This is a genomic window from Arthrobacter sp. HS15c, assembly GCF_040812005.1.
In the GTDB taxonomy this organism is placed as follows: Bacteria; Actinomycetota; Actinomycetes; order Actinomycetales; family Micrococcaceae; genus Arthrobacter.
The window spans coordinates 34,659-57,060 of sequence record NZ_JBFOHM010000005.1 but is presented as its reverse complement, the minus strand read 5'-3'; the positions used below and the strand labels follow the sequence as shown (position 1 = coordinate 57,060).

Annotated in this window: 19 protein-coding genes; 10 read left to right on the top strand and 9 right to left on the bottom strand. The window is 66.9% G+C overall.

The window, feature by feature from the left end:
• Positions 1–40: 40 nt before the first annotated feature.
• Positions 41–664 (bottom strand): TetR/AcrR family transcriptional regulator, encoded by a 624-nt coding sequence (locus ABV518_RS09105; protein WP_367766643.1) that lies wholly within the window; start codon positions 662–664, stop codon positions 41–43.
• Between the two features lie 189 nt (positions 665–853).
• Here ABV518_RS09105 and ABV518_RS09100 point away from each other — a divergent pair, with 189 nt between their 5' ends.
• Positions 854–1,525 (top strand): hypothetical protein, encoded by a 672-nt coding sequence (locus tag ABV518_RS09100; protein ID WP_367766642.1) that lies wholly within the window; start codon positions 854–856, stop codon positions 1,523–1,525.
• On the opposite strand, the gene ABV518_RS09095 is transcribed toward ABV518_RS09100, so the two are convergent.
• The 4 genes from ABV518_RS09095 to ABV518_RS09080 form a co-directional block, all read right to left on the bottom strand.
• A complete protein-coding gene (locus ABV518_RS09095) occupies positions 1,519–3,273 on the bottom strand; it encodes a thiamine pyrophosphate-dependent enzyme (protein ID WP_367766640.1) in 1,755 nt (584 codons plus the stop codon). The two genes, ABV518_RS09100 and ABV518_RS09095, sit on opposite strands and share 7 nt — an antisense overlap.
• A gap of 54 nt (positions 3,274–3,327) precedes the next feature.
• Positions 3,328–4,842 carry an amino acid permease gene (locus ABV518_RS09090; RefSeq protein WP_367766638.1) on the bottom strand — a complete coding sequence of 505 codons (1,515 nt, stop codon included), beginning with the start codon at positions 4,840–4,842 and terminating at the stop codon, positions 3,328–3,330.
• Positions 4,843–4,912: 70 nt separating this feature from the next.
• Positions 4,913–5,845, bottom strand: a complete 933-nt coding sequence (locus tag ABV518_RS09085) for a glutaminase (RefSeq protein WP_367766637.1) — start codon at positions 5,843–5,845, stop codon at positions 4,913–4,915.
• Positions 5,842–7,437, bottom strand: a complete 1,596-nt coding sequence (locus ABV518_RS09080; RefSeq protein ID WP_367766636.1) for a PucR family transcriptional regulator — start codon at positions 7,435–7,437, stop codon at positions 5,842–5,844. The genes ABV518_RS09085 and ABV518_RS09080 overlap by 4 nt, the downstream gene beginning before the upstream one ends.
• 287 nt (positions 7,438–7,724) lie before the next feature.
• Between ABV518_RS09080 and ABV518_RS09075 the strand changes: the two genes are divergently transcribed.
• Positions 7,725–8,723: an aldo/keto reductase gene (locus tag ABV518_RS09075; RefSeq protein WP_367766635.1), complete on the top strand. Its 999-nt coding sequence runs from the start codon at positions 7,725–7,727 to the stop codon at positions 8,721–8,723.
• Between the two features lie 243 nt (positions 8,724–8,966).
• On the opposite strand, the gene ABV518_RS09070 is transcribed toward ABV518_RS09075, so the two are convergent.
• Complete coding sequence (locus ABV518_RS09070; RefSeq protein ID WP_367766634.1) at positions 8,967–9,710, bottom strand: hypothetical protein; 744 nt, start codon at positions 9,708–9,710, stop codon at positions 8,967–8,969.
• A gap of 553 nt (positions 9,711–10,263) precedes the next feature.
• Between ABV518_RS09070 and ABV518_RS09065 the strand changes: the two genes are divergently transcribed.
• The 7 genes from ABV518_RS09065 (at position 10,264) to ABV518_RS09035 (ending at position 17,910) form a co-directional block, all read left to right on the top strand.
• Positions 10,264–11,379, top strand: coding sequence for an ABC transporter substrate-binding protein (locus ABV518_RS09065; RefSeq protein ID WP_367766633.1), 1,116 nt, complete (start codon positions 10,264–10,266; stop codon positions 11,377–11,379).
• Positions 11,376–12,239 (top strand): ABC transporter permease, encoded by an 864-nt coding sequence (locus ABV518_RS09060; RefSeq protein WP_367766632.1) that lies wholly within the window; start codon positions 11,376–11,378, stop codon positions 12,237–12,239. The genes ABV518_RS09065 and ABV518_RS09060 overlap by 4 nt, the downstream gene beginning before the upstream one ends.
• On the top strand, positions 12,215–13,006 hold the full coding sequence (locus ABV518_RS09055; RefSeq protein WP_367766631.1) for an ABC transporter ATP-binding protein: 792 nt from the start codon (positions 12,215–12,217) through the stop codon (positions 13,004–13,006). Before ABV518_RS09060 ends, ABV518_RS09055 begins: the two co-directional genes overlap by 25 nt.
• 26 nt (positions 13,007–13,032) lie before the next feature.
• Positions 13,033–14,430 (top strand): LLM class flavin-dependent oxidoreductase, encoded by a 1,398-nt coding sequence (locus ABV518_RS09050; RefSeq protein ID WP_367766630.1) that lies wholly within the window; start codon positions 13,033–13,035, stop codon positions 14,428–14,430.
• Positions 14,430–15,782 carry an LLM class flavin-dependent oxidoreductase gene (locus ABV518_RS09045; RefSeq protein ID WP_367766628.1) on the top strand — a complete coding sequence of 451 codons (1,353 nt, stop codon included), beginning with the start codon at positions 14,430–14,432 and terminating at the stop codon, positions 15,780–15,782. The genes ABV518_RS09050 and ABV518_RS09045 overlap by 1 nt, the downstream gene beginning before the upstream one ends.
• The gene (locus ABV518_RS09040) at positions 15,779–16,810 is read left to right on the top strand and encodes an aldo/keto reductase (protein WP_367766625.1); all 1,032 of its coding nucleotides are present in this window, start codon (positions 15,779–15,781) and stop codon (positions 16,808–16,810) included. Before ABV518_RS09045 ends, ABV518_RS09040 begins: the two co-directional genes overlap by 4 nt.
• 173 nt (positions 16,811–16,983) lie before the next feature.
• The gene (locus ABV518_RS09035) at positions 16,984–17,910 is read left to right on the top strand and encodes an aldo/keto reductase (protein ID WP_367766623.1); all 927 of its coding nucleotides are present in this window, start codon (positions 16,984–16,986) and stop codon (positions 17,908–17,910) included.
• A 15-nt stretch (positions 17,911–17,925) separates the two neighbouring features.
• On the opposite strand, the gene ABV518_RS09030 is transcribed toward ABV518_RS09035, so the two are convergent.
• Both ABV518_RS09030 and ABV518_RS09025 read right to left on the bottom strand, forming a co-directional pair.
• A complete protein-coding gene (locus tag ABV518_RS09030; RefSeq protein WP_367766622.1) occupies positions 17,926–18,915 on the bottom strand; it encodes a hypothetical protein in 990 nt (329 codons plus the stop codon).
• A gap of 88 nt (positions 18,916–19,003) precedes the next feature.
• Complete coding sequence (locus ABV518_RS09025) at positions 19,004–19,972, bottom strand: alpha/beta hydrolase (protein WP_367766621.1); 969 nt, start codon at positions 19,970–19,972, stop codon at positions 19,004–19,006.
• Positions 19,973–20,228: 256 nt separating this feature from the next.
• Here ABV518_RS09025 and ABV518_RS09020 point away from each other — a divergent pair, with 256 nt between their 5' ends.
• Positions 20,229–21,428, top strand: a complete 1,200-nt coding sequence (locus ABV518_RS09020; protein ID WP_367766620.1) for an aminotransferase class I/II-fold pyridoxal phosphate-dependent enzyme — start codon at positions 20,229–20,231, stop codon at positions 21,426–21,428.
• A gap of 48 nt (positions 21,429–21,476) precedes the next feature.
• Here the strand turns inward: ABV518_RS09020 and ABV518_RS09015 are convergent, their stop codons facing one another.
• Positions 21,477–22,298 (bottom strand): response regulator transcription factor, encoded by an 822-nt coding sequence (locus ABV518_RS09015; RefSeq protein WP_367767061.1) that lies wholly within the window; start codon positions 22,296–22,298, stop codon positions 21,477–21,479.
• Between the last annotated feature and the right edge of the window lie 104 nt (positions 22,299–22,402).

The window sequence follows — 22,402 nt, the reverse complement described above, 5'->3', positions numbered from 1 at the left end:
TGGCCGCGATGGTGGCCAGCGGTTCCGTCTCCCCGCCCGGTCAGACCGGCCCTGTTGATGCGGTGATGAGCTGGGCGACCAGGGTTGCCCCTAGCCAGTGTTCGTAGCGGTCCGCCGACCAGCCGCGTTCCCCGACGAGCTCCCGGTAGATTTCCTCATTCGAGAAGCACCACAGGAGGTCGCTTGCGGTTGATTCGTCCATCCCGGGGGCGAGATCGGTACGCAGGCCGTGGATAAACCCGGCCAAGGTTCGGGCCCGGCTGTCCAGCACCTTGCGGTAGTCGGCGGCGACGTTCGGATCTGACGCCGCCGCCTGGCGGTGGATGGATATGACGTCGTAACTCGTCTCCATCTGCTGGCGCACCAGTTGCGCCCACAGCCCAAGGCGGCGAGACGCATCGGGTTCTGCGGTGGCCTGCGCCATCAGTTCCGGAATTTTCGAGTCCCGCATCATGGTTTGGCGCATGCCTTCGAGCAAGGCGCGCTTGTTCCCGAACGCCGCATAGATGGTTTGGGCGGCGACGCCGGCCTCCGTAGCAATGGAGTCAATGGTGGTGGCTGTCCATCCGTTGGCTGCCATCAGCGCCCGCGCGGCGGCAATAACGCGGTCCTTGGTTTCCTGGGCTTGGCGTTGCCGGTGCGTCAGGGGGCGGGGAGGCATCATGATTTCAGTATAGGCAAGCCGCATTCAGTGGAGTATAACTTGGTTCATTATAGTACAACTAACGCGAGGATGCGGATGATGTCGAACTCACCAGAAATGACGGGCGAACCAAGGATTCCTGCGACCGCCCACAAGCTCCGTTTCCTCTAAGGCAGGGCGCGCCGCATGACCGGTTGGTGCGGGATCGGGATGGTCATCGCCATCCTGGTGAATGGCCCCCTGTCGCAGGCGCTGCAAAGAATACCGAGCTACTGGGACGCGGAAGCGGGCGGGAGAATCGCTTCGTACCTGCAGGACGGAGCGAACGTCGATCACATGGTGGTCTTCTTCGCCCTGTCCAACTTGATCTTCCTGTTTGGGATCGGATTCTTCGCGGGATTGCGGCGGGTCAGCAATAATTCAGACCTCTCCGATTGGGTAAGCGGGGTGGTTTCCATCGGCTCAGGGGTCTTTCTCGCCGGGGGACTGCTGTCCGAGACGATGTCGACCGGGATCGCCGTGGTGCTGCGTTCAACCCCCGGCTACCAGCTCGACGTTAACGCAGCTCTTCTCCTGCAAGGCCTGTGGTCTACCGCGATCGCTCAGGGACAGGTGGCTTTGGGCGTCGTCGTAGTCACCATCAGCGTCAGCTCCCTGCTGGCAGGCGGTCTGCCCAGGTGGCTCGCCTGGTTTGGTGTCATCGCCGGCATCGTGACCATTCTGCGGCCAGTGCTCATCACCCAGATACCGCTGTTCATCATCTCCTTCCAGCCCATGTTCCTCTGGATCGCCGCACTCTCTGTGTTCCTCCTCAGGACAGCGGACGACGGCGGGACGCCCCGCCGTCGTCCGCTGCCCTTAAAGGATTACTCGGCTCAGTAAGCCTTGACGCGCTGTTCCACGATGAGATGGATGAGGGCGAAGACGCCGTCCTCATCGATGGCGGCCAGCGCGGCGTCCAGTGCGGCGGGAACGTCCTTGTCCTCCGTGACAGTGATCCCGAAACCGCCGAAAGCCCGGGCCATCAGGCCGAAGTCCGGATTCTTCAGCTGGGTTCCCGACACGCGTGCGGGATAGTGCCGCTCCTGGTGCGTGCGGATGGTGCCGTATTCCTGGTTGTCCATGACAATCACCAGAGGCGTGGCCCCGTACTGGGCCGCGGTGGCCAGTTCCTGGCCGTTCATGAGGAACTCCCCGTCCCCGGCGATGGTGACCACCCGGCGCCGGGGTTCGGCCAGCGATGCCGCGATGGCCGAGGGGACCGAGTAGCCCATGGAGCCGTTGCGGGCGCTGATCATGGAGGCGTAGCGGCGGGTGGGGAAATAGCGGTGGGCCCAGTTCGTGTGCTCCCCCGCGCCGAACGTCACCATTGAGTCCTGCGGCAGCCTCGGCACCAGGTTGGCCATCAAGGTGTCCATCCTTGCCTGCCCCGCAGCCGGCGCCGCCGGGGGCAGCGCGGCGAACCGCTCCTGTTCACCCCGCATCCGCTCAGTCCAGGCCTTCCACTCTTCCTTCAGGGGCAGGTCGATACCCACAAGGTCGCGGACGAAGGCTTCGGGCTTGGCAAGGATCTGCCGCGAAACGGGCCCCGACCGGCCACGGAGTGATGGGTCCACGGTGACCAGGAAGTTCTTTTTGTTCCAGTCCTGGCGGCAGACGAATCCGTCCGTAATCACGTCGCCGGGCACTGTCCCCACGAACACCAGCAGGTCGGTTTCCTCCAGGAGGTCGTAGGTGGGGCGGGGACGGCCGTAGCCAATGGGGCCCACATACGAGGGGGAATCGAAGGAGACGGTTCCCTGTGTCCTCCATTCAGCTGCCGCCGGGATGTGGTGCCGTTCCAGCCATCCCGTCAGCTGGCTGGCTGCTTCCTGCGTCCAGTCGTTGCCGCCGGTGACGAAGAGCGGCTTGCGTGACTCTGCCAGAGCGGCCTCCAGGGCGGCTGCGTCGGTGCTGCTCATGCCGCCGGCCGCCACCGGAATGGCGGGGTGCAGGGCCGGGTCAATCTGCTGCCGGATGATGTCCTCCGGCAGGCCCACCACCACCGGGCCCGGCCGCCCGCTCATGGCCGCAAACATCGCCTCGGCCACGATCTCGGACGCCCGCTCCGCATGGTCCAGGACCATCACCCGCTTCGCGCCGGTGTCGAACCAGGCCTTGATGTCGAACTCCTGGAACGCCTCGCGGTCGCGGTGCGCGAACGGGATCAGGCCGACGAACAGCAGCATGGGGGTGGAGTCCTGCCATGCGGTGTGCAGCCCCACATGCGCGTTGGCTGCGCCCGGGCCGCGGGTCACCATCGCGATGCCCGGGCGCTGGTTCATTTTGCCGTCGGCCTCGGCCATGTAGGCGGCGCCGCCCTCGTGCCGGCAGACGATCGTTTCAATCTCCGAGTGGTGCAGCCCGTCCAGGACGTCCAGGAAGCTCTCGCCGGGAACCACGTAGGTGCGCTCCACCCCGTGGGCCACCAGCGAATCAACAATGACGTGCCCGGCCGATTTCAGTGCCGGGCGGCCATCGGCTTTTGGCCCGTCCAGATGGCTCGCCTGCCGGGAGCCTTGATCGGAAATTACGACGGCGGCGGGCAGGTTCTCGGATGCGGTCAGGGTTGCTTCGGTTTCCGTTGTCATGGGCTTTCTTTGGCAGTTCGGACTGGTTGGCGTTCGTAGAGGATGTTGCGGGGTTTATCTGATGGGCGTCGGGTTGGCGATGACGGGTGCTGTGCCGGTGAAGCCTTCGCGGGTTTCGGCGATTTCGCGGATGCGGGTGCGGCAGGCGTACCAGCCGACCACCATGAGGGCGCAGGCGATGGCGGTGACGAGCATGGTCAGGGGTGAGTCGATGAAGACCATGACCAGGACGCTGGCCAGGAAGAGCAGGGAGAGGTAGCCGGTGTAGGGTGCGCCGAACATCCGGAAGGAGGGGCGTGTCAGCCAGCCTTTGTCGGCCCAGCGTTTGAGCTGGATCTGGCAGAGGACGATGGTGGCCCAGGTCATGACGATGCCGACGGAGGCGACGTTGAGGACGATCTCGAAGGCCTGGGCCGGGACGAGGTAGTTCAGCGGGACCCCGAGCAGGGACACGCCGGCGGTGATGGCAATGCCGCCGTAGGGGACGCCGGCCTTGTTCATTCGGGAGGCGAACTTGGGCGCGGAGCCGTTCACTGACATGGAGCGGAGGATCCGGCCGGTGGAGTACAGGCCGGCGTTCAGGGAGGAGAGGGCGGCGGTGAGGACCACGAGGTTCATGATGACGTCCACACCCTGGATGCCGATGGAGCCGAAGAACGTTACGAAGGGGCTGACGCCCTTTTCGTAGGAGGTGTAGGGCAGCAGCAGGGCGAGCAGGATGACGGAGCCGACGTAGAACACGGCGATGCGGAAGACCACGGAGTTGATGGCCTTGGGCATGATCTTTTCGGGGTTCTCGGTCTCGCCGGCGGCGGTGCCGACGAGCTCGATCGAGGCGTAGGCGAACAGGACGCCCTGCATGAGGATGATCATCGGCAGCAGGCCGTTGGGGAAGATCCCGCCGTTATCGGAGAGGAGGCTGATGCCGACCTGCTGGCCGTCCACGGGGGTGCCGAAGATGACGAAGTAGGTGCCCACGACCAGGAAGACGACCAGGGCTGCGACCTTGATCAGGGCGAACCAGAATTCCATCTCGCCGAAGACCTTGACGGAGACGAGGTTCAGGGCCAGGACCACGATCAGGGCGATCAGGGCCCAGGCCCACTGCGGGACGGCCGCCATCCAGGGGATGTAGTGGCCGAAGAAGTTCATGTAGAGCGCGGCGGCGGTGATGTCCACGATGGTGGTGGTGGCCCAGTTGATCCAGTAGAACCAGCCCGAGACGAACGCGGCCTTCTCGCCGAAGAATTCCCGGGCGTAGGAGACGAAGGAGCCCGAGGACGGGCGGTGCAGCACCAGTTCGCCGAGTGCCCGCAGGATCAGGAACGCGAAGAACCCGCACACCGCGTAGGCGATGACCAGCGACGGGCCGGCCGCGTTAAGCCGGCCACCGGCGCCGAGGAACAGGCCGGTGCCGATCGCACCGCCGATCGCGATCATCTGGATCTGCCGCGGTTTCAGGTTTTTGTGATAACCCTTGTCCTCCGCATGCAACGCCGACTCGCTGGCATGCGCATGGCCGCCGTCGGCTTGGTTTACTACAACCGCGTCATTGGGGTTGATGGGCATGGTTGATCCTTTCGATACGGAGAAGATCCTGCTGGATGGGGGAAGAAAGTTGTGGGCGTGGCCCGGAGGGTCAGAAAACGGACCAGCCGGTGCGGTCGGAAAGGTCGGCGAGGGCCGCGGTGCCGGCAAGGGAGTTCCCCTTGGCGTCCAGCCGAGGGCTCCAGACGCAAATGGCACAAACACCTGGAACGATGACCAGGATCCCGCCGCCCACGCCGCTCTTGCCGGGAAGGCCGACCCGGTAGGCGAACTCGCCCGCGGCGTCGTACATTCCGCACGTCAGCATGATGGAGCCGATGCGTTTCGCTTCGCTGCGGGACACCACGGTTCCGTGCGTTCCCTGGCCGTCCCGGGCAAGAAAGAGGCCGGCCTTGGCGAGTTCCACGCAGGTCATCATGATGGAGCACTGGCGGACGTAGTTTTCCACCACTGATTCCGCGGTCTGCGTCAGGTTGCCGAAGTCCTTCAGGAAATGCGCCAGGGCAAGGTTGCGGCTGCTGCCGGCGAGCTCGCTGGCAGCAGCGGCCTCATCGATGAAGGGCCCTGAGCTGCCCGCCTCGGCGGTGAGGAACCGCAACAGCCGGGTGGCGGCGTCGGGCGTTTCCTCCATCAGGTGGTCGGTGACCACCAGGGCGCCGGCATTGATGAACGGGTTCCTCGGAATGCCGTGCTCAGCTTCCATCTGGACCAGGGAGTTGAACGAGGTGCCGGAGGGCTCGCGCAGCACGCGGGACCACAGAGTTCCTGAGCTGTCCCCTCCAAGCGCCATGGCCAGGGTGAACACCTTGGAGATGCTCTGGATGGAGAACGGGACATCAGCATCGCCGGATCTGAACACCTCGCCGGAAGCGGTGGCAACGGCGATACCGAAGCTGTTGAAAGGTACGGCCGCCAGAAAAGGGATGCTGGCGGGGACAGAACCGCGTTCCCGCTGCGGCCTGTGGCTGCGAACGACGTCGTCCAGTATCGGGCCCAACGGAGGCGCCTTGAGTGCCGTGGTCATTTCCTGCCCAGTTCTTTATGGGTGCCGGCCCATTCCTCGATATGGAGCAACGCCACCAGTGCGTCCCGGGGGTTGCTGAAGTCCAGGCCTGTCGCCCGCGAGGCCTTGCTGATCCGGTAGTAGACGGTGTTCTTGTGCAGCCTCATCCGGCCGGCGCACTCGGCGACATCGAGCGAGGCTTCGAAGTACGCGTGCAGGGTGTCAGCGAGTTCGGAGTCCTGCCGCAGCAGCGCTGAAAGGCTGCGGTGGCGGAACGTTGAGGACTTGAAACCCAGAACCGCCTCACGGAAGAGGATCTCCGGCTCGAAGTCGTCCACGGTGGCCACAGAGGTTTCCGGCGACGTGCCAACGCAACTCAGCAGGGCCTCGGTCATCCGGGTGGTTGAGTGCAGGGATAACAGGTCCGGGACAACCGGCCCCACGGCGGCGAACGGGCTGATGCCCAGGTGCTTGCCGGCATCCCGGACAATGGACTCGGCCAGGCTCCGCAGCCCCGGTTCCGCAGACGTTGACTGCAGGCCAGGAACAATCACGGCGGTGTCACCCTTGAACTGGCCCACGACGGCGGACGCCTTGTAGGCGGCCGCGTGGATGGACGCCAGATTGGCGAGTTCGCCGTGCTTCAGTGCTGCGTCGTCGGCCTGGGCATCGGCAGCGGACATTCCTATCAGGATCAGTGCCGCCGGGCGCTCGGCAGGGATCTTCTCACTGTGTGCACTGGCCGCGGCTTCCGCGGAACCGGACAGGATCCGCACAATGCGGTCCTCACGCATGTGCACGGACTGCTGGTTGCGGTAACGGATCAGCTCGGCGGAAGCCCGCGCAGCAGATCCGTTCAGCACATAATCAACGTCCGGGCCGAAGCCCGCCCCGGTTTCCTGAAGCCAGATGTAGCCCATGATCCGGTCCCCGGCGAACAGCGTAATGGCCACCCGTTCCCGCAGCCCGTCCTGGGGGCGGGCCGGTACCCGCACCGGCAGCCGCGTCCTGTGCAGTTCGCGGTATGCGCCCAGGTCCTTGAGCAGCAGTTCGTATTTACGCGGACCGCGCCGGGCGAGGATGGAAGCCTTCCGAAGCTCGTCGATGTCGTTCGACACCGTGGAGTACGCCAGCACCTTGTTGGCGGCGTCTTCGATGAGCACGTGGCTGGAGGTGAGCCGGGCGGTGGTCTGGGCGATGGCAAACAGGTCCTCTTCCAGCAGCGTCAGCACTTCGCTCTGGTAGGTGCGCGGCTGGATGCGGTCCTTGGCGATGGACAGCAGCCGGTCCCAGTCCGAGCCCGGATCCACCAGGAGCAGGCCCGTGCCGGCATCGCGGAGCAGCTCTTCAGCTTCGGAGAACTCCTCACGCCGTCCCTTGACGGCGACCACCGGCGGAGGGTTCTTCATCAGCCGCCGCAGGGCGGGCAAAGCCGAGCGGCCGCGGACGCCGATCAGCAGCACAAAGGCCGCGCCGCCGTCGGACGTTTCATCATCCGCATCCACGATCAGGAACCGTTCGATCGCAGAGCCTGCCGGGGCAGGCCGGAGGATGAGGCTGGCGAAACCCAGGGGGAGATCCGAGAGGATATCGTCCACCGTTACCGCTGACATGGGCTTCCTTCTGCGTCGAGCTGGCCGGACGGCTCTGTCCGGTCACCTCATGCTATCGAGGCCGGCGACCCCAAAATATGGAAGCGAATCTAAAGGCAGTGGCAGGTTTTCGGTTCGCTGACCAAGCCTGCGGGATGTATAGCCCTGTATGGGCCCCAGAGCCGGCACAAAGGGTGTACTGACAGGCCCTCCCGCCGGTTCTCCTGCGCCGTTAGCGTTGCTGGGACGGGGCAACTCCTCTGAAGGGCTGACCGCCCCTCCGTTCTTTCGACACAGGAGCATGACATATGGACAAGCGCACCCTGGGCACAAGCGGCCTGGAAGTCTCCGCCATCGGGCTGGGCTGCATGAGCATGAGCGGCGGCTACAGCGACAGGCCTGACCGGCAGGAAATGATCGCGCTGATCCGTGCCGCCGTGGACCGCGGCGTCACCTTCTTCGATACCGCCGAGATCTACGGCCCCTACGCCAACGAGGAGCTGGTCGGCGAGGCGCTTGCGCCGTACCGGGACGAAGTGGTGATTGCCACCAAGTTCGGTTGGGACATCGACCCTGCCCAACGTAAGGCGAGCGGTAAGGTCACCAGCCGTCCTGACGTCATCAAGCACGTGGTGGACGGGTCACTCCAGCGGCTCGGCGTCGACGCCATCGACCTCTACTACCAGCACCGGGTTGACCCCGATGTCCCCATCGAGGACGTGGCGGGCGCGGTCAAGGAACTGATCGACGCCGGCAAGGTCAAGCACTTCGGCATGTCCGAGGCCGCCGCAGGAACCATCCGCCGGGCCCACGCGGTGCATCCTGTGACGGCCATCCAGAGCGAATACTCGCTGTGGTGGCGGCGCCCCGAGGAGGACGTCCTCGCCACCTGCGAGGAACTCGGCATCGGGTTTGTGCCTTTCAGCCCCCTCGGCAAAGGATTCCTCACTGGGACCATCGACACGTCCACCAGCTTTGAGGCCGGCAACGACATCCGCGCCACCATCCCCCGCTTCACTCCCGAAGCCAGGGAGAGCAACCGTGCTGTGGTGGACCTGCTTACCGGGATCGCGGAGCGCAAGGGCGCCACTCCGGCCCAGGTTGCCTTGGCCTGGCTCCTGGCCCAGAAGCCGTGGATCGTCCCGATCCCGGGCACCCGCAAGCTGCACCGGCTGGACGAAAACCTCGGCGCCGCCGACGTGACCCTCTCCGTGGATGAACTCACCGGGATCGAGGACGCAGCCGCCAGGATCCAGGTCCAGGGCGGCCGGTACAACGACGCCGGGGAACGGATGACCAACCTCTAGGCGGGGCAGGCTGCCGGGCAGGCGGGGAGGCCGTCCCGCCTGCGTACGGGAGTGACCTGATAGGAAGCCCCCGCGCGAGGTGAACTCCAGCGCGGGGGCTTCCAGGCTTCGGGTTTGGGGAACTTTCGAAGCCGAATTCAATGTACTGGTCCTCAGGGAACGCCCTGACCAATCCGGGCCGGTTCCGGGAAATCTTGAGTGAACCTTGAGCCGGCCGCCCGGTGCCTGCGTCACATGACCGAATCACCCGGCCGGCCGCAGTGACGTGATCATCCGCCGGATGTCCCGGTACTCATCCGTATCCGCGTACTTCCTGGCCTGCTCCAGGTATGTCAGGGATCCAGCCCCCGGCGTGACGTTGTTGTCCGGGTTGTAGTAGGCACCGAACATGGCAGCGGTGGGCGGCCGGTTGAAGAAGTGGAAGATGCACGACGCCGAGTCCCCGGTGGGTGCCGGGACCGACGTGATGCCGTAAGCCGCGGCGGGAGTGTCGGCCGGACCGGGCGCCGCGTCGTTCCCGCGGGTCTCGTAAACGAACCGCGGTGCCGCACCGCCCTGGGCCAGCAGAGGCAACTCCTCAGATTCCAGCACCGAGTACGGGTACCGGTCCAGGCACGTGGACCCGACGGCCATGTTGGTCCGAAGCGTGGCCAGCGGCCTGCCGGCCTGGTTGGTCACCTCCGCGAAGGCACCGCCGCCCTCGGGAAGCTCCCCCGCCGGATCCTTCACGCTCCACGCGGCGGGGTGATCGAACGTCACCTGCCCGTCCGCCGTGCGGTAGCTGGTCCAGGCAGCCGACGCCGGTGCGCTGGCACTCGGCGCGCCGGTCGCCGTCGGCATGGCGGTTGGGGTTCCCGTCGCGGACGTGACGGTGGGGCTGGGACTCGACGTCGTCGTCGGACCCGCCTGCGGGCCGCAGCCCGTGAAAAGCAAGGCCAGCACAATGGCTGTGGGGAAAACCGCGCCTGACGCGGCCGGACTGCGCATCACACCCTCCTTTGGGTCTGGGTTAGGTCCTTAAAGTGTGGAGCCGGCGAGCGCGCCAGGATCCGCCCGCGGGCCGATTGGCGCCGAACTGTTGCGGCGATAACAAAACACTCGCGCCCCTCCGGCAGGCCTTCCGGCAGATGAAGTTCCGATGAAGCCGCGTTGCGAAACATGGCGCCGAGTTGCCCGGTTTGGCCTTTTACTGCGCGGTCCGTGGCGCCATAAGTAGCCGCGTTTCGTCCCGTTTAGCTTCCGTTGCGGGGTGCTGGCCAAGGCGGTGGAGGCCGTGTTTAGGTGGTTCCACGGCGCAGGCCAGGCCGGTCCCGCAACAAACGCATCACGAACAGGAGGACTCCGATGCCGTACACATCCACCCGCACTACTGGCACCCACACCTCATGTTCCTGCTGTTGCCGCCGGCGCTGATCCGCCCTCGCTGACCGGCGTCAGCGCCCCATCTTTCCCCCACAAACCGTTCCCGGGCACACCCCGGGAGCCAGCACCGCCGTGCCCTCATCCCCATGCCGCTCCCCAACACCGAAGAAAGGCCACCATGTCCTTCGCTGCATCGTCCGTGCCTCCCTCCACCAAAGGGCCCTCCACTTTCTCCCGGCGCCGTGCCCTGGGCGCCCTGCTGGCGCTGCCCGCACTCGGCGTCCTGACAGCCTGCGGCGGGAGCGCCACCGCCGGCAACGCCCAGCCAACCCAGGCAACTTCCCCCCTGGCCACCACCGTTCCCGCCGGCACCACCATCACCGTAGGCGATCCCAGCGTGAAGGTGGCACTGGAACTGTCGGGCCTGATCAAGGAACTGGACTTCAAGGTGGAGTTCGCCAACATCTCCGGGGGCCCGCAGACCACTGAAGCGTTCCGGGCCAACGCCCTGGACGTTGGCTCGGTGGCGGACATCCCGCCGATCCACGCCACCTGGACGGGACTGGACGTGCGGATCATCGCCAGCGTCTTCCGGCAGGACGCCGTGAACCACCCGCTGTACGAGCTGGGCATCGCCCCCGGGGCAGGAATCTCCTCCCTGCAGGACCTGCGCGGCAAGAAGATCGCGTACAGCCCGGGCCAGGCCCAGGGCGCCCTGGTGCTGCGGATCCTGGAAAAGGCAGGGCTCGGCCAAGGCGACGTGAAGCTGGTGGAACTGCCCAGCACAGGCGACGTCTATTCCACTGCCCTCGCCAGCAAGCAGGTGGACGCCGCACCCATCGGCGGGGTCCAGATCAAGCGCTACCTCTCCAAGTACAAGGCCGACGGCGCCTCCACGCTGCGTCACGGCCTGCGCGACGATCCGGGCCACCTGTACTCCCCCGCCAAAGTCCTGGACGACCCCGCCAAGGCCGCGGCGCTCGCCGCATACGTCGAGGTGTGGGGCAAGGCCAAGCGCTGGATCGAGGACCACCCGGCGGAATGGCTCGAGGGCTACTACGTCAAGGACCAGGGCCTCTCCCGCGAGGACGGCCAGTACCTTATCGACGCCGCAGGGAAGGCTGACCTTCCGTTGTCCTGGACCGAAGCCATCGAACGTCACCAAAAGACCATCGACCTGCTGGCCAAGGAACAGAAGAAGCCCGAACTCGTGGCCAAGGACCTCTACGACACCCGCTACGAAGCCATCGCGGGCACGGCCTTCGCCGCGGCCGCAAAGGCAGGTGCAGCATGAGCGCCGCAGCAGTGGTGCAGCGCACCGCCGTCGCACCCCACCAGGACCCGGCACTCGCCGGCCGTGACGATGTACGGCCCACCGGCCGCAGGCTGGGACCCGGACGACGACGGCGGCTCGCCTGGCTGCTGGGCCCTTCGGCGCTGCTGCTGCTCTGGACAGCCGCCTCGGCAACAGGGCTGCTGGACCCCCGCATCCTTTCCGAACCCTGGATCGTGGTGGCCACCGCCGGTGAGCTGATCGCCGACGGCCGGCTCCAGGAGAACCTCGCCATTTCCGCCCAGCGCGCGGGCCTGGGTCTCTTCTTCGGCATCGTCGTCGGGGCGCTGCTGGCCCTCGTCTCCGGGCTCAGCCGGGCAGGCGAGGCTTTCATCGACGGGCCGGTGCAGATCAAACGCGCCATCCCCGGCCTCGCCCTGATCCCGCTCCTGATCCTGTGGTTCGGGATCGACGAGACCATGAAGGTCCTCACCATCACCCTCGGCGTTTTCGTCCCCATCTACCTGCAGACCCACGCCGGCCTCCGCGGCATCGACCTGCGCTACGTCGAACTGGCCCAGACCGTGGGACTGGGCCGGGCCGGCTTCATCCGCAAAGTGGTCCTCCCCGGCGCCCTTCCCGGCTTCTTCCTGGGCCTCCGGTTCGCGGTCACCGGCGCCTGGGTGTCTCTGGTGGTGGTGGAACAGATCAACTCCACCAGCGGCATCGGCTACATGATGGAGCTCGCCCGCACCTATGGCCAGACCAACATCATCGTCCTCGGGCTCGCCGTGTACGGCATTCTCGGCCTGCTCTCCGACGGCATTGTCCGCTTTATCGAACGAAAGGCTCTCTCATGGCAGCGCACCCTGGCGGGCTGACCGCCGTCGCACCCTCCGGCCGGAGCCGCACCGGCGCCCGCACCGCCCCGGAGGCACCCACCGTGTCTGTTCGCGGCCTGATCCGCGGCTTCGGGCCCAAGGGCGTCCTGAACGGCGTGGACCTGGACATCGCCCCCGGCGAGTTCGTGGCGCTGCTGGGTCCCAGCGGCTGCGGCAAAAGCACCCTCCTGCGGGCGCTCGCCGGGCTGGACCACGATGTCAAAGGCAGCGGCGTCATCAACGTCCCGGACCGGGTATCGGTGGTCTTTCAGGACTCCCGGCTCCTGCCCTGGGACACCGTCCTGGGCAACGTCACCCTGGGGCTGCGGGATCACGACGCCGACACCAAGGCCCGCAGGGCCCTCGCCGAAGTGGGGCTCGCCGGCCGGGAAAAGTCCTGGCCGCACGAGCTGTCCGGCGGTGAGCAGCAGCGGGTTGCACTGGCCCGTTCCCTGGTCCGCGAACCGCAGCTGCTGCTGGCCGACGAACCCTTCGGAGCCCTGGACGCGCTGACCCGCATCAGGATGCACGGCCTGCTCCGCGAGCTCGTGGCCGCACACCGGCCCGCCGTCCTGCTGGTCACCCACGACGTGGACGAAGCCATCGCCCTGGCCGACCGGATCGTGGTCCTGGACAGCGGCCTCGTGGCCACCGTCCGCACCGTGGCGCCGGAGATCGGCTCGGCCGTGGACGCCGCCGGGCACGAAGCCCTGCGCCGCGACCTTCTGACAGCCCTCGGCGTCGACGTCAACGTCGCCAGCCACTAATCAATTCATCCCCTTAGGAGCACCCCATGAGTTCCCAGAACCCCGATTCCACGACATCCGATTCCACCCAGCGCACCCTCCACCTCAATGCCTTCCTGATGAGCACCGGCCACCACGAGGCGTCGTGGCGGCTGCCCGAAAGCGATCCGCGTTCCAGCACCAATGTGGAGCACTACAAGCAGCTGGCCCGCACGGCCGAGCGCGGCAAGCTGGACTCCATCTTCTTCGCCGATTCGCCCGTCCTGTTTGGCGAGGTGGGCCGCCGCCCGGCCGGGAAGCTAGAGCCCACCGTCCTGCTGACCGCCATCGCCGGCGCCACGGAACACATCGGACTGATCGCCACGGCCTCCACCACCTACAACGAGCCGTACAACCTGGCCCGCCGCTTCGCGTCCGTGGACTGGGTCAGCGGCGGCCGCGCCGGGTGGAACGTGGTCACTACCGCCGGTCCCGACGCCGCCCGCAACTTCGGCGTGGACGACCAGCCTGCCCACGCCGTCCGGTACGAGCGTGCCGCCGAGTTCATCGAGGTGGCCCAGAAGCTCTGGGACAGCTGGGAGGACGACGCCGTGCTCGCGGACAAGGCCGACGGCGTGTGGGGCGACGCGGAGAAGATCCGCACCGTCGACCACGAAGGCAAACACTTCAAGGTCCGCGGCCCGCTCAACGTTCCCCGCTCCCCGCAGGGGCACCCGCTGATTGTGCAGGCCGGCTCCTCGGAGGACGGCAAGGACCTCGCCGCCCGGTATGCGGACGCCGTCTTCACCGCGCACCAGACCCTCGCGGACGCGCAGGACTTCTACCGGGACCTCAAAGCCCGGACCGCCGCCGCCGGACGTGATCCGGAGACCATCAAGATCCTGCCCGGCATCGTCCCGGTCATCGGGGCCACGGAGGAGGAAGCCCAGGCTCTGGAACGTGAACTGGACCGGTTGATCAAGCCCGAATACGCGCGGATCCAGCTGGCCAAGACGCTGCGCGTCGCCCCCGAGGACCTGCCCCTGGACCGCCAGCTGCCGGACAACCTGCCAAGCGAGGACGAGATCGAGGGCGCCAAGAGCCGCTACACGCTGATCGTCCAGCTCGCCCGCCGGGAAAAGCTCACCGTCCGGGAACTGATCGGGCGCCTGGGCGGCGGCCGCGGCCACCGGACCTTCACCGGCACGCCGGTCCAGGTGGCGGACGCGATCCAGGAATGGTTCGACGGCGGCGCCGCGGACGGCTTCAACATCATGCCGCCGGTGCTGCCCTCGGGGCTCGAGACCTTTGTGGACCAGGTGGTGCCCATCCTGCAGGAACGCGGCCTGTTCCGCACCGAATACACCGGCCGGACGCTGCGCGAGCACTACGGCCTGGAGCGCCCGGACAACCGTTTTGCCGGTGCGGCCGCGGCTGAACTGGCGTCGATCGGTTCGGCGTTCTAGTGGCGCGGCAGCTGAAGCTTAACCTCTTCATCTACCCGGGCGGCCACCACGAAGCCGCCTGGCGGCACCCGAAGTCACAGCCGGAGCGGGTCCTGGACATCCGGTTCTACCAGGAGCTGGCCCAGCGCGCGGAGCAGGCCAAGCTGGACGCGGTGTTCTTCGCGGACGGACCCGCGCTGGAGAGCAACGTGCAGTACGCCACGAGGTTCCGGCTGGAGCCCTTCACCTGGCTGTCGGCGATCGCCGTGGCCACCGAACGGATCGGCCTCATCGGCACGGCAAGCACCACGTACCTGGAGCCGTACAACGCGGCCCGGCTGTTCGCGTCACTGGACCATCTCAGCGGCGGCCGCGCCGGTTGGAACATCGTCACCACCGGCGCGGAACGGGCGGCCCGGAACTTCGGCCTGGCTGAGCACCCGCCGCACGCCGAGCGCTACAGCCGGGCGGACGAATTCGTCCGCGTGGTGGGCAAGCTCTGGGACAGCTGGGAGGACGGGGCGGTGGTGTCCGACGCCGGCACGGGGGTTTTCGCCGATACCTCACGGATCCATCCGATCGTGCATGAGGGCGAACACTTCCGCGTGGAAGGGCCGCTGAACACCCCGCGGTCCCCGCAGGGCCGCCCAGTCTACGTGCAGGCAGGTTCCTCCGCCGACGGCAAGGCGTTCGCGGCCCAGCATGCCGAAGCCGTGTTCACCGCGCACCAGACGCTGCAGAGCGCGCAGGTCTTCTATGCCGACATCAAGGCGCAGGCGTCCGGGGCGGGCCGCGATCCGGAGAAGTTCCTGGTGCTCCCGGGCATCAGCCCGTACCTGGGTTCCACGGAGGCGGAAGCACGTGCCCTGCGGCAGGAATTCGACGAGCTGACCCAGCCCGAATACGGGCTCGGCATCCTGCGCAAGCTGCTGGGCGTGGACCTCGACGGGCTCGCCCTGGATGAGACGTTCCCGGATGAGCTGCTGGCCGCCGCGGGCCGCGAGGGCAGCCGCAGCCAGCTGCTGCTGGACACCATCCGCCGGGAACGCCTCACCGTGCGCCAGGTACTGCACCGCTTCGCCGGCGCCCGCGGCCACTACGCGGTGGCGGGCACCCCGGTGCAGGTGGCGGACGAGATCCAGCGCTGGTTCGAAAACGGCGCCGCCGACGGGTTCAACATCATGCCGCCCTGGCTGCCCGGCGGGTTCGAAGCCTTCGCCGACGAGGTGGTCCCCATCCTGCAGTCCCGCGGCCTGTTCCGCACCGAATACACGGGCCGGACCCTCCGCGAACACTTCGGCCTGGACCGTCCCGAGAGCCAGTACGCCCAGCCTCATCAACACAGCCAGCAACTTCAAGGAGCACACGCATGACCGACTACCGCAGCCTCGGCGCCACCGGCCTCAAGGTCAGCCCGCTCACCCTGGGCACCATGATGTTCGGGGCCATCGGCAACCCGGACCACGACGACTCCATCCGGGTGATCCACCGGGCGCTCGATTCCGGCATCAACGTGGTGGATACGGCGGATGTCTACTCCCAGGGCGAGTCCGAAACCATCGTGGGCAAGGCCCTGAAGGGCCGACGCGACGAGGTAGTCCTGGCCACCAAGGTCCACGGGCGCCTCGGCGAGGACGTGAACCAGGCCGGCAATTCGCGCCGCTGGATCATCCGTGCCGTGGAGGACAGCCTGCGTAGGCTGCAGACCGACTGGATCGACCTCTACCAGGTGCACCGGCCGGAGCCGGACACGGACATCGACGAGACGCTGGGGGCGTTGTCCGACCTCGTCCGGGAGGGCAAGATCCGCTACATCGGCACGTCCACCTTCGAGCCCGGGCAGATCGTGGAGGCCCAGTATGTGGCCCGCGAGCGCCACCGGGAACGGCCGGTGGCGGAGCAGCCGCCGTACTCCATCCTGGCGCGCGGCGTGGAGCGGGAAGTCCTGCCGCTGGCCCAGCGCCACCGGCTGGGTGTGCTGCCGTGGAGCCCGCTGGCGGGAGGCTGGCTGTCCGGGCGGATCAGGCCCGACGGCGGCCACGTTCCGTCCAGCCGGGCTGCCCGCCAGCCCGCGCGGCATGACCCGTCGACGGCGGAGAACGCCCGCAAGACCCAGGCGGTGCTGGAGCTGACCGAGCTCGCGGACCAGGCCGGCCTGTCGCTGATCCATCTGGCTCTGGGGTTCGTCCTGGAACACCCGGCCATCAGCTCGGCGATTATCGGCCCACGGACGCTGGAGCAGCTGGAAGGGGCACTGGGCGCGGACAAGGTGAGCCTGTCCGCCGATGTGCTGGACCGGATCGACGAAATCGTCCCGCCCGGCACCACGCTGAACGCAGCGGACAGCGGCTACCAGCCGCCGTCGCTCTTGGATCCGCTGCTGCGGCGCCGCAGCCGCTGAGCCGGCGAATCCGGGGCTTGTTCGCACAACAGAACCTCCAACGGGCTGAGCTGCGAACGAGCCCCGGATGGCGGACGTCTCGATGTGTGGGCAGTCACACCATCACCGCCGCGAAGCAGGCAGAATACATGGTGAGAAAGCCTTTTCTGGACCTCGTACCCGAAGGAACCACCATGGAATACCGCACTCTCGGTCGCACCGGCCTGTCCGTCTCCGCCGTCTGCGTCGGCACCAGCTCCCTGGGCAGCCACCCGGCACCCCAGGGTACCGACACCGCAGTCGCCACCATCCGCCGGGTCCTTGAGGGCCCGTTCAACTTCATCGACACGTCCAACGAGTACGGGCAGACGAACAGTGAGCGCCGGATCGGCCAGGCATTGGCGGAGGGCGGCGGCCTGCCCGAGGGCGTAGTGGTGGCCACCAAGGTGGACCCCATCCGCGGCGTCAGCGACTTCTCCGGTGACCGCGTCCGCCGGTCCGTGGAGGAATCTCTCGAGCGGCTCGGCCTGGACCGGCTGCAGCTGGTGTACCTCCACGACCCCGAGAAGATCACCTTTGAGGAGGGCACCGCGGCGGGCGGCCCGCTGGAAGCCCTGATCGAGCTGCGCGACCAGGGCGTCATCGGGCACCTGGGCGTGGCAGGCGGACCGATCGACCTGGAACTGAAGTATCTGGCCACGGACGTGTTCGACGTCGTCATCAGCCACAACCGCTACACGCTCGTGGACCAGACCGCCGAGCCGCTCATCCAGGACGCGATGGAGCGCGGGGTGGCGTACGTCAATGCGGCGCCGTTCGGCGGCGGCATGCTGGTGAAGGGCCCGGACGCCGCCCCCAACTACTGCTACCGTCCGGCCAGCGAGGCCATCATTGCGCGGGTCAAGCAGATGGAGGCGATCTGCAAGGAGTACGGCGTGCCGCTGGCGGCCGCCGCGCTGCAGTTCTCCACCAGGGATCCGCGGGTCAGCTCCACCATCGTGGGTATGTCCGAACCCGGCCGGGTTGAGGAAACCGTCCGGCTCGCTGAGTGGGACATCCCGGAGGACTTCTGGACCCGGATCCTGCCGCTCGCCGCGGCCGGGACCGGCGAGCTGGGCTAAGCGGGGTGTAGCCGGCTACTGGCCGAACGTCGTGGTGGAGAGCCTGAACAGCGTCAGGACAAGCGACAGGCGCACGCGCCCGGCCGCAGTGAGGATGTCGAATCCGAGTGCCTGCGAGTAGTCGGCCGTGCGGCTCTGCACGCTGGAGTGGTGCAGGCCGACCTCGTCGGCGGCCGCCCGCAGGCTGTTGGTCGCCGCAATGGCCTCAAGGAGCACCAGCGCCTTGGGCTGGGCGAGGAGCAGCCGTTTCAGCGCCGTGAGGTCGGGGGTTTCAAGCTTGGAGGAATCGGCCTGCTCCGCAAAGACGAGGAGGCCGCCCAGGTCGTCGGCGAGCTGCCGCGGATTCCGGGGACCGGTCAGCCGCAGTGCGAGGAGCGCCGAGTCCCAGGACCTGTCGAGCGCGCCTGGCACCATGGCCAGGCCCACCCCCGAGCGGGACTCGGGCTGGGCATCGGCGGCCCGGAGCACAGCTGCCCGTACCGGCCCCACCCCTGTGTAGATGACAGCACTTGGTCCCGGCAGCACCGTTGCCGCGGGGACGGCCACCACGCGGTAGGCCGTGTCACGATCAAGATGGAGCATGGCGGCCGCATCCATCCGCCGGTCCAGCGGCGCGGCACTGTCTATGACCGTCGCGACAGCCCGGCGGGTGGCGGCCACCGGGCTGGTTCGGTCGAACGAGATCCCCAGCGCGATGGCCACCCGCTCAAGGATCATTTCATCGTTGGCGAAGGCCGGGCCGGAGCGCTCAATCCATACACGCCCGCCGTCACCGAAACCGTGCCCGGGCCATGCATCCGGCGCGCCCGGCGCAGTTTTCGTACCGGTGGCGTCGACGCGGAGGGTGTTCCCGTCCGTCACGTATCCTGCCGGGCAGCCGCTCAGCACTGCAGCGCCCATCAACAGGACGTGGGCGCTGGCGTGACCGTCAACGAGCGCATCAAAGTACGCGATCACTTTAAGGCCCTCGGAGGCCTCGGGGTCGAGCGCTTTGAGGCGCCACACCAGTCCCTGCATATTTGCCGCTCGTTGAGTTAGCTTCTGATCCGAAATACTACTCCGCCCGGCGGGGGCCGGGAGCGTGCCGGGAGTGTCAGGCGCCCAGGATCCGGCGAACCCATTTCGTCCGTACATCCCGGGCCTGGATGGACATGGCGGCCTGGGGCACAATCATGTCGAAGCCGTGGAATCCTCCTGCCCAGACATGGAGGTCCGCGACGCCTCCTGCGGCCCAGATTGCCGAGGCGTAGGCTACAACCTCGTCCCGGAATACCTCGGCCGTGGCTACGTCGATGAAGGCGGGCGGCAGGTTGGACAGGTCAGATGCCCGGGCCGGGGCTGCGTAGATGGACACCTCCGCCGTCTTGCGCCGGTCACCGAGCAACGCATCCCAGCCGGTGTCGTTGCTGGTGCGGTCCCACAGCCCGAAGCCGTCGATCTGGTGGCTGGAAACTGTTTCGTTGCGGTCGTCCAGCATGGGGCAGATCAGCACCTGCGCGGCCAGGGCCGGGCCACCCCTGTCCCTTGCCATCAGGGAAACACCCGCGGCGAGCCCACCGCCCGCACTGGCGCCGGCAATCATGAGGCGCTCCGGGTCGAAGCCGAGCTCCCCGGCATGCGCGGCTGTCCAGACGAGGCCTGCATAGCAGTCCTCCACGGGCGCCGGGTCCGGGTTCTCCGGGGCGAGACGGTACTCGACGGACACCGCGACGGCGTCCATGAGTTCCACCCATTCGATGAGCATGTCCGCCCCCAGGAAGCGGTCCCCGATGACCATGCCGCCGCCATGGGTGTGATAGATCCCCGGGCCGCCGGGAACGTGATCGATCCTGGTGAAGATCGAGACAACCAGGTCGGGGGCGCCGTCGGGGCCGGGGATGGTCCGCTCGACGTGCCTCACGGCGTGACCTGCAAGCTGCTCTTCGATGGGCGATGTGAGCGGCGCGCCCCGCATTCCGGAAATCATGTCCGGGGTCAGGGTGGGGTTGAGCAGATCCCCCAGCGCAGCAAGGGTTGAGCCCAACTCAACATCGAAGGGTGGGGCTTTGTGGATCGGTTTCATGGTGTCTCCTGGTGGCTGGTCACCGCGTTGTGACCTGAATTCAGCCTAGGTTTTCCCTCCCGCGATTCTAACCGCCATCAGCACCCAAAGGGCGGTGCTCAAACCGCCACTTGGCGGTCCAGCCCCTGACGTCAGACGGCCTTTACTGGAACCGGCGGGGCGGTCCACAATGGGTCCCACCACAGCCTCCACTGGCTCAGCAGCGCGCTGCCCGTCCGGCTGCCGTCCCACGGCCGCCCTATTCAGGAGTGGTGACATGGACCATCCGACAGCCAGCTCAGCGGTATCTGCCCGTGCAGCACGGCTGGCATCGATCCCGTCCTTCCAGCGGATTGACGCCTTCCTCAACGAATCCGACTACGCCCGCCGCCACCTCATGCCGGGCGCCTGTGATTTCACGCTCGGCAACCCGCACCAGATGCCGGCGGACCGCTACGTCACTGCGCTGCGGGACGCCCTGACGCCGCAGAATGATCAGTGGTTCGCCTACCAGTCCAACGGTGAGGCCGCCCGGGAGGCCGCCGCGGAATCGCTTCAGCGGCTGCTGGAGGTACCGTTCCGGCCGGCGGATATCTACCTCACCACCGGTGGCTTCGCCGCCATCGCCCTGGCACTGAAGACCGTGGCCGATCCGGGCGATGAGGTCATCTACAGCCTGCCGCCGTGGTTCCTGTACGAGCCGCTGGTCCTTGAAGCCGGACTGGTCCCAGTGAAGGTGAAAATTAACACCACCACGTTTGACCTGGACCTCGACGCCATCGAGGCTGCCATCACGGAGCGCACCCGCGTGGTCATCGTTAATTCGCCCAACAATCCCACCGGACGGATCTACCCGCCCGAACTGCTGCGCCGGTTGGCGGATTTGCTGGACGCGGCCTCGGACAGGATCGGGCGGCGAATCTACGTCGTCTCGGATGAACCCTATAACCGGATCGTGTTCGACGGCCTACGCTTCCACAGTCCGGCGGAGTTCTACCCTTACACGCTGCTGGCCTACTCGTACGGCAAGACCCATCTCTCTCCTGGCGAACGGGTTGGTTATCTGGCACTGCCACCCAGCATGCCCCGCGCGGAGGGGATGCACCACGCGATCACCAGCCTGCAGGTGGCCATGGGCTGGGTGTACCCGAACGGCCTGCTGCAGCATGCACTTCCAGAGCTGGAGAGGTTCTCCATCGACATCGGCCAATTACAGCGCCGCCGTGACCGCCTGGCCGACGCGCTCGGCAGTATGGGCTACCGGGTCCGGCGGCCGGAGGGAACGTTCTACCTCTACATCCCGACTCCGATTCCGGACGACGAGGCGTTCACGAACACACTCGCCCGCCGGGATGTCTTCGTTCTGCCGGGCGTACTGTTCGAGACGCCGGGCTTCTTCCGGATCTCTCTGACGGCCAACGAGGACATGATCGAACGCAGTATGCCCGCATTCGAAGAGGCCATGAAGAACAGCTAAAGGGGCCCCGGTCAGGAAAAGTTCTTCAAGGCTGCCGGCCGCGGCTTGCTAGGGTGCCAGCCGGTAGCCCACGCCACGCACGGTTTCAATCCAGTGCGGTGCCCGGGAACTGTCACCCAGGCGCTTGCGCAGGTTGCCCAGGTGGACCTCGACGGCGCGCTCCTCGCCCGCGGTGACGAACGAGCCGGTGCTGTACGGCTCGTTCCGCAGCCGGCGGACCAGGTCGGCTTTTGTCTGCACTACCCGGCCGTTCTCCATCAGCACCAGGAGGAGGTCAAACTGGGTGCGGGTCAGGTCCAGCGGGACGCTTTGGATGGCGGCCGAGCGGGATCCTTCGTGCAGCGTCAGGCCTTTGTGCTCAAAGTCGCACAGCACAGCGGTCCCGGAGTTCCTGGGCGGAGCGTCGCTGGCGGAGGCCAGGGCAGGCGCAAGTACAGGATGCTGCCCGGCCCGGGGCCGCGGCGGCGACTGTGTTCTTTCCCCGGAACCGGAATTCAGCGACCGCGGACGCCTCAGCATGGCAGCGATCCGGGCCCGCAGTTCCCGGGGCCGGAACGGCTTGGTCATGTAGTCGTCAGCGCCGGCTTCGAAGCCCATCAGCGCATCGGCCTCTTCCACCCGGCCCGTGACGATGATCAGGTAGGCGTCGCTGAACGTGCGGATCCGGCGCGAGGCCTCGATGCCGTCAAAGTCCGGCAGGCCCACGTCCATGGTGACTATGACAGGGTTGTGTTCCCGCACGGCCTCCACGCCCTCCAACCCCGAGGTCGTCTCGAACACAGCAAAACCGGACTGCTGGAGCACCTCTCTCAGAGATGTCCTGATGTCGTCGTCGTCTTCAACAACAACAGCAACGCCCCGCTCCACCATGTCTGCCCCCAATATGTCTCATGTGCCTGCTACCGCCAGCCCGCCATCCAAGCTATTTCATGCTCTATTCGGTGGCATAAACCACGCGGATGGGGTTTTTCAAG

Coding starts and splice junctions, on each gene's coding strand:
- ABV518_RS09070 (WP_367766634.1), bottom strand. CDS start 9,710: ATGCGCAGTCCGGCCGCGTCAGGCGCGGTTTTCCCCACAGCCATTGTG.
- ABV518_RS09095 (WP_367766640.1), bottom strand. CDS start 3,273: ATGACAACGGAAACCGAAGCAACCCTGACCGCATCCGAGAACCTGCCC.
- ABV518_RS09050 (WP_367766630.1), top strand. CDS start 13,033: ATGAGTTCCCAGAACCCCGATTCCACGACATCCGATTCCACCCAGCGC.
- ABV518_RS09025 (WP_367766621.1), bottom strand. CDS start 19,972: ATGAAACCGATCCACAAAGCCCCACCCTTCGATGTTGAGTTGGGCTCA.
- ABV518_RS09015 (WP_367767061.1), bottom strand. CDS start 22,298: ATGGTGGAGCGGGGCGTTGCTGTTGTTGTTGAAGACGACGACGACATC.
- ABV518_RS09105 (WP_367766643.1), bottom strand. CDS start 664: ATGATGCCTCCCCGCCCCCTGACGCACCGGCAACGCCAAGCCCAGGAA.
- ABV518_RS09060 (WP_367766632.1), top strand. CDS start 11,376: ATGAGCGCCGCAGCAGTGGTGCAGCGCACCGCCGTCGCACCCCACCAG.
- ABV518_RS09080 (WP_367766636.1), bottom strand. CDS start 7,437: ATGTCAGCGGTAACGGTGGACGATATCCTCTCGGATCTCCCCCTGGGT.
- ABV518_RS09100 (WP_367766642.1), top strand. CDS start 854: ATGGTCATCGCCATCCTGGTGAATGGCCCCCTGTCGCAGGCGCTGCAA.
- ABV518_RS09075 (WP_367766635.1), top strand. CDS start 7,725: ATGGACAAGCGCACCCTGGGCACAAGCGGCCTGGAAGTCTCCGCCATC.
- ABV518_RS09040 (WP_367766625.1), top strand. CDS start 15,779: ATGACCGACTACCGCAGCCTCGGCGCCACCGGCCTCAAGGTCAGCCCG.
- ABV518_RS09035 (WP_367766623.1), top strand. CDS start 16,984: ATGGAATACCGCACTCTCGGTCGCACCGGCCTGTCCGTCTCCGCCGTC.
- ABV518_RS09020 (WP_367766620.1), top strand. CDS start 20,229: ATGGACCATCCGACAGCCAGCTCAGCGGTATCTGCCCGTGCAGCACGG.
- ABV518_RS09085 (WP_367766637.1), bottom strand. CDS start 5,845: ATGACCACGGCACTCAAGGCGCCTCCGTTGGGCCCGATACTGGACGAC.
- ABV518_RS09090 (WP_367766638.1), bottom strand. CDS start 4,842: ATGCCCATCAACCCCAATGACGCGGTTGTAGTAAACCAAGCCGACGGC.
- ABV518_RS09065 (WP_367766633.1), top strand. CDS start 10,264: ATGTCCTTCGCTGCATCGTCCGTGCCTCCCTCCACCAAAGGGCCCTCC.
- ABV518_RS09055 (WP_367766631.1), top strand. CDS start 12,215: ATGGCAGCGCACCCTGGCGGGCTGACCGCCGTCGCACCCTCCGGCCGG.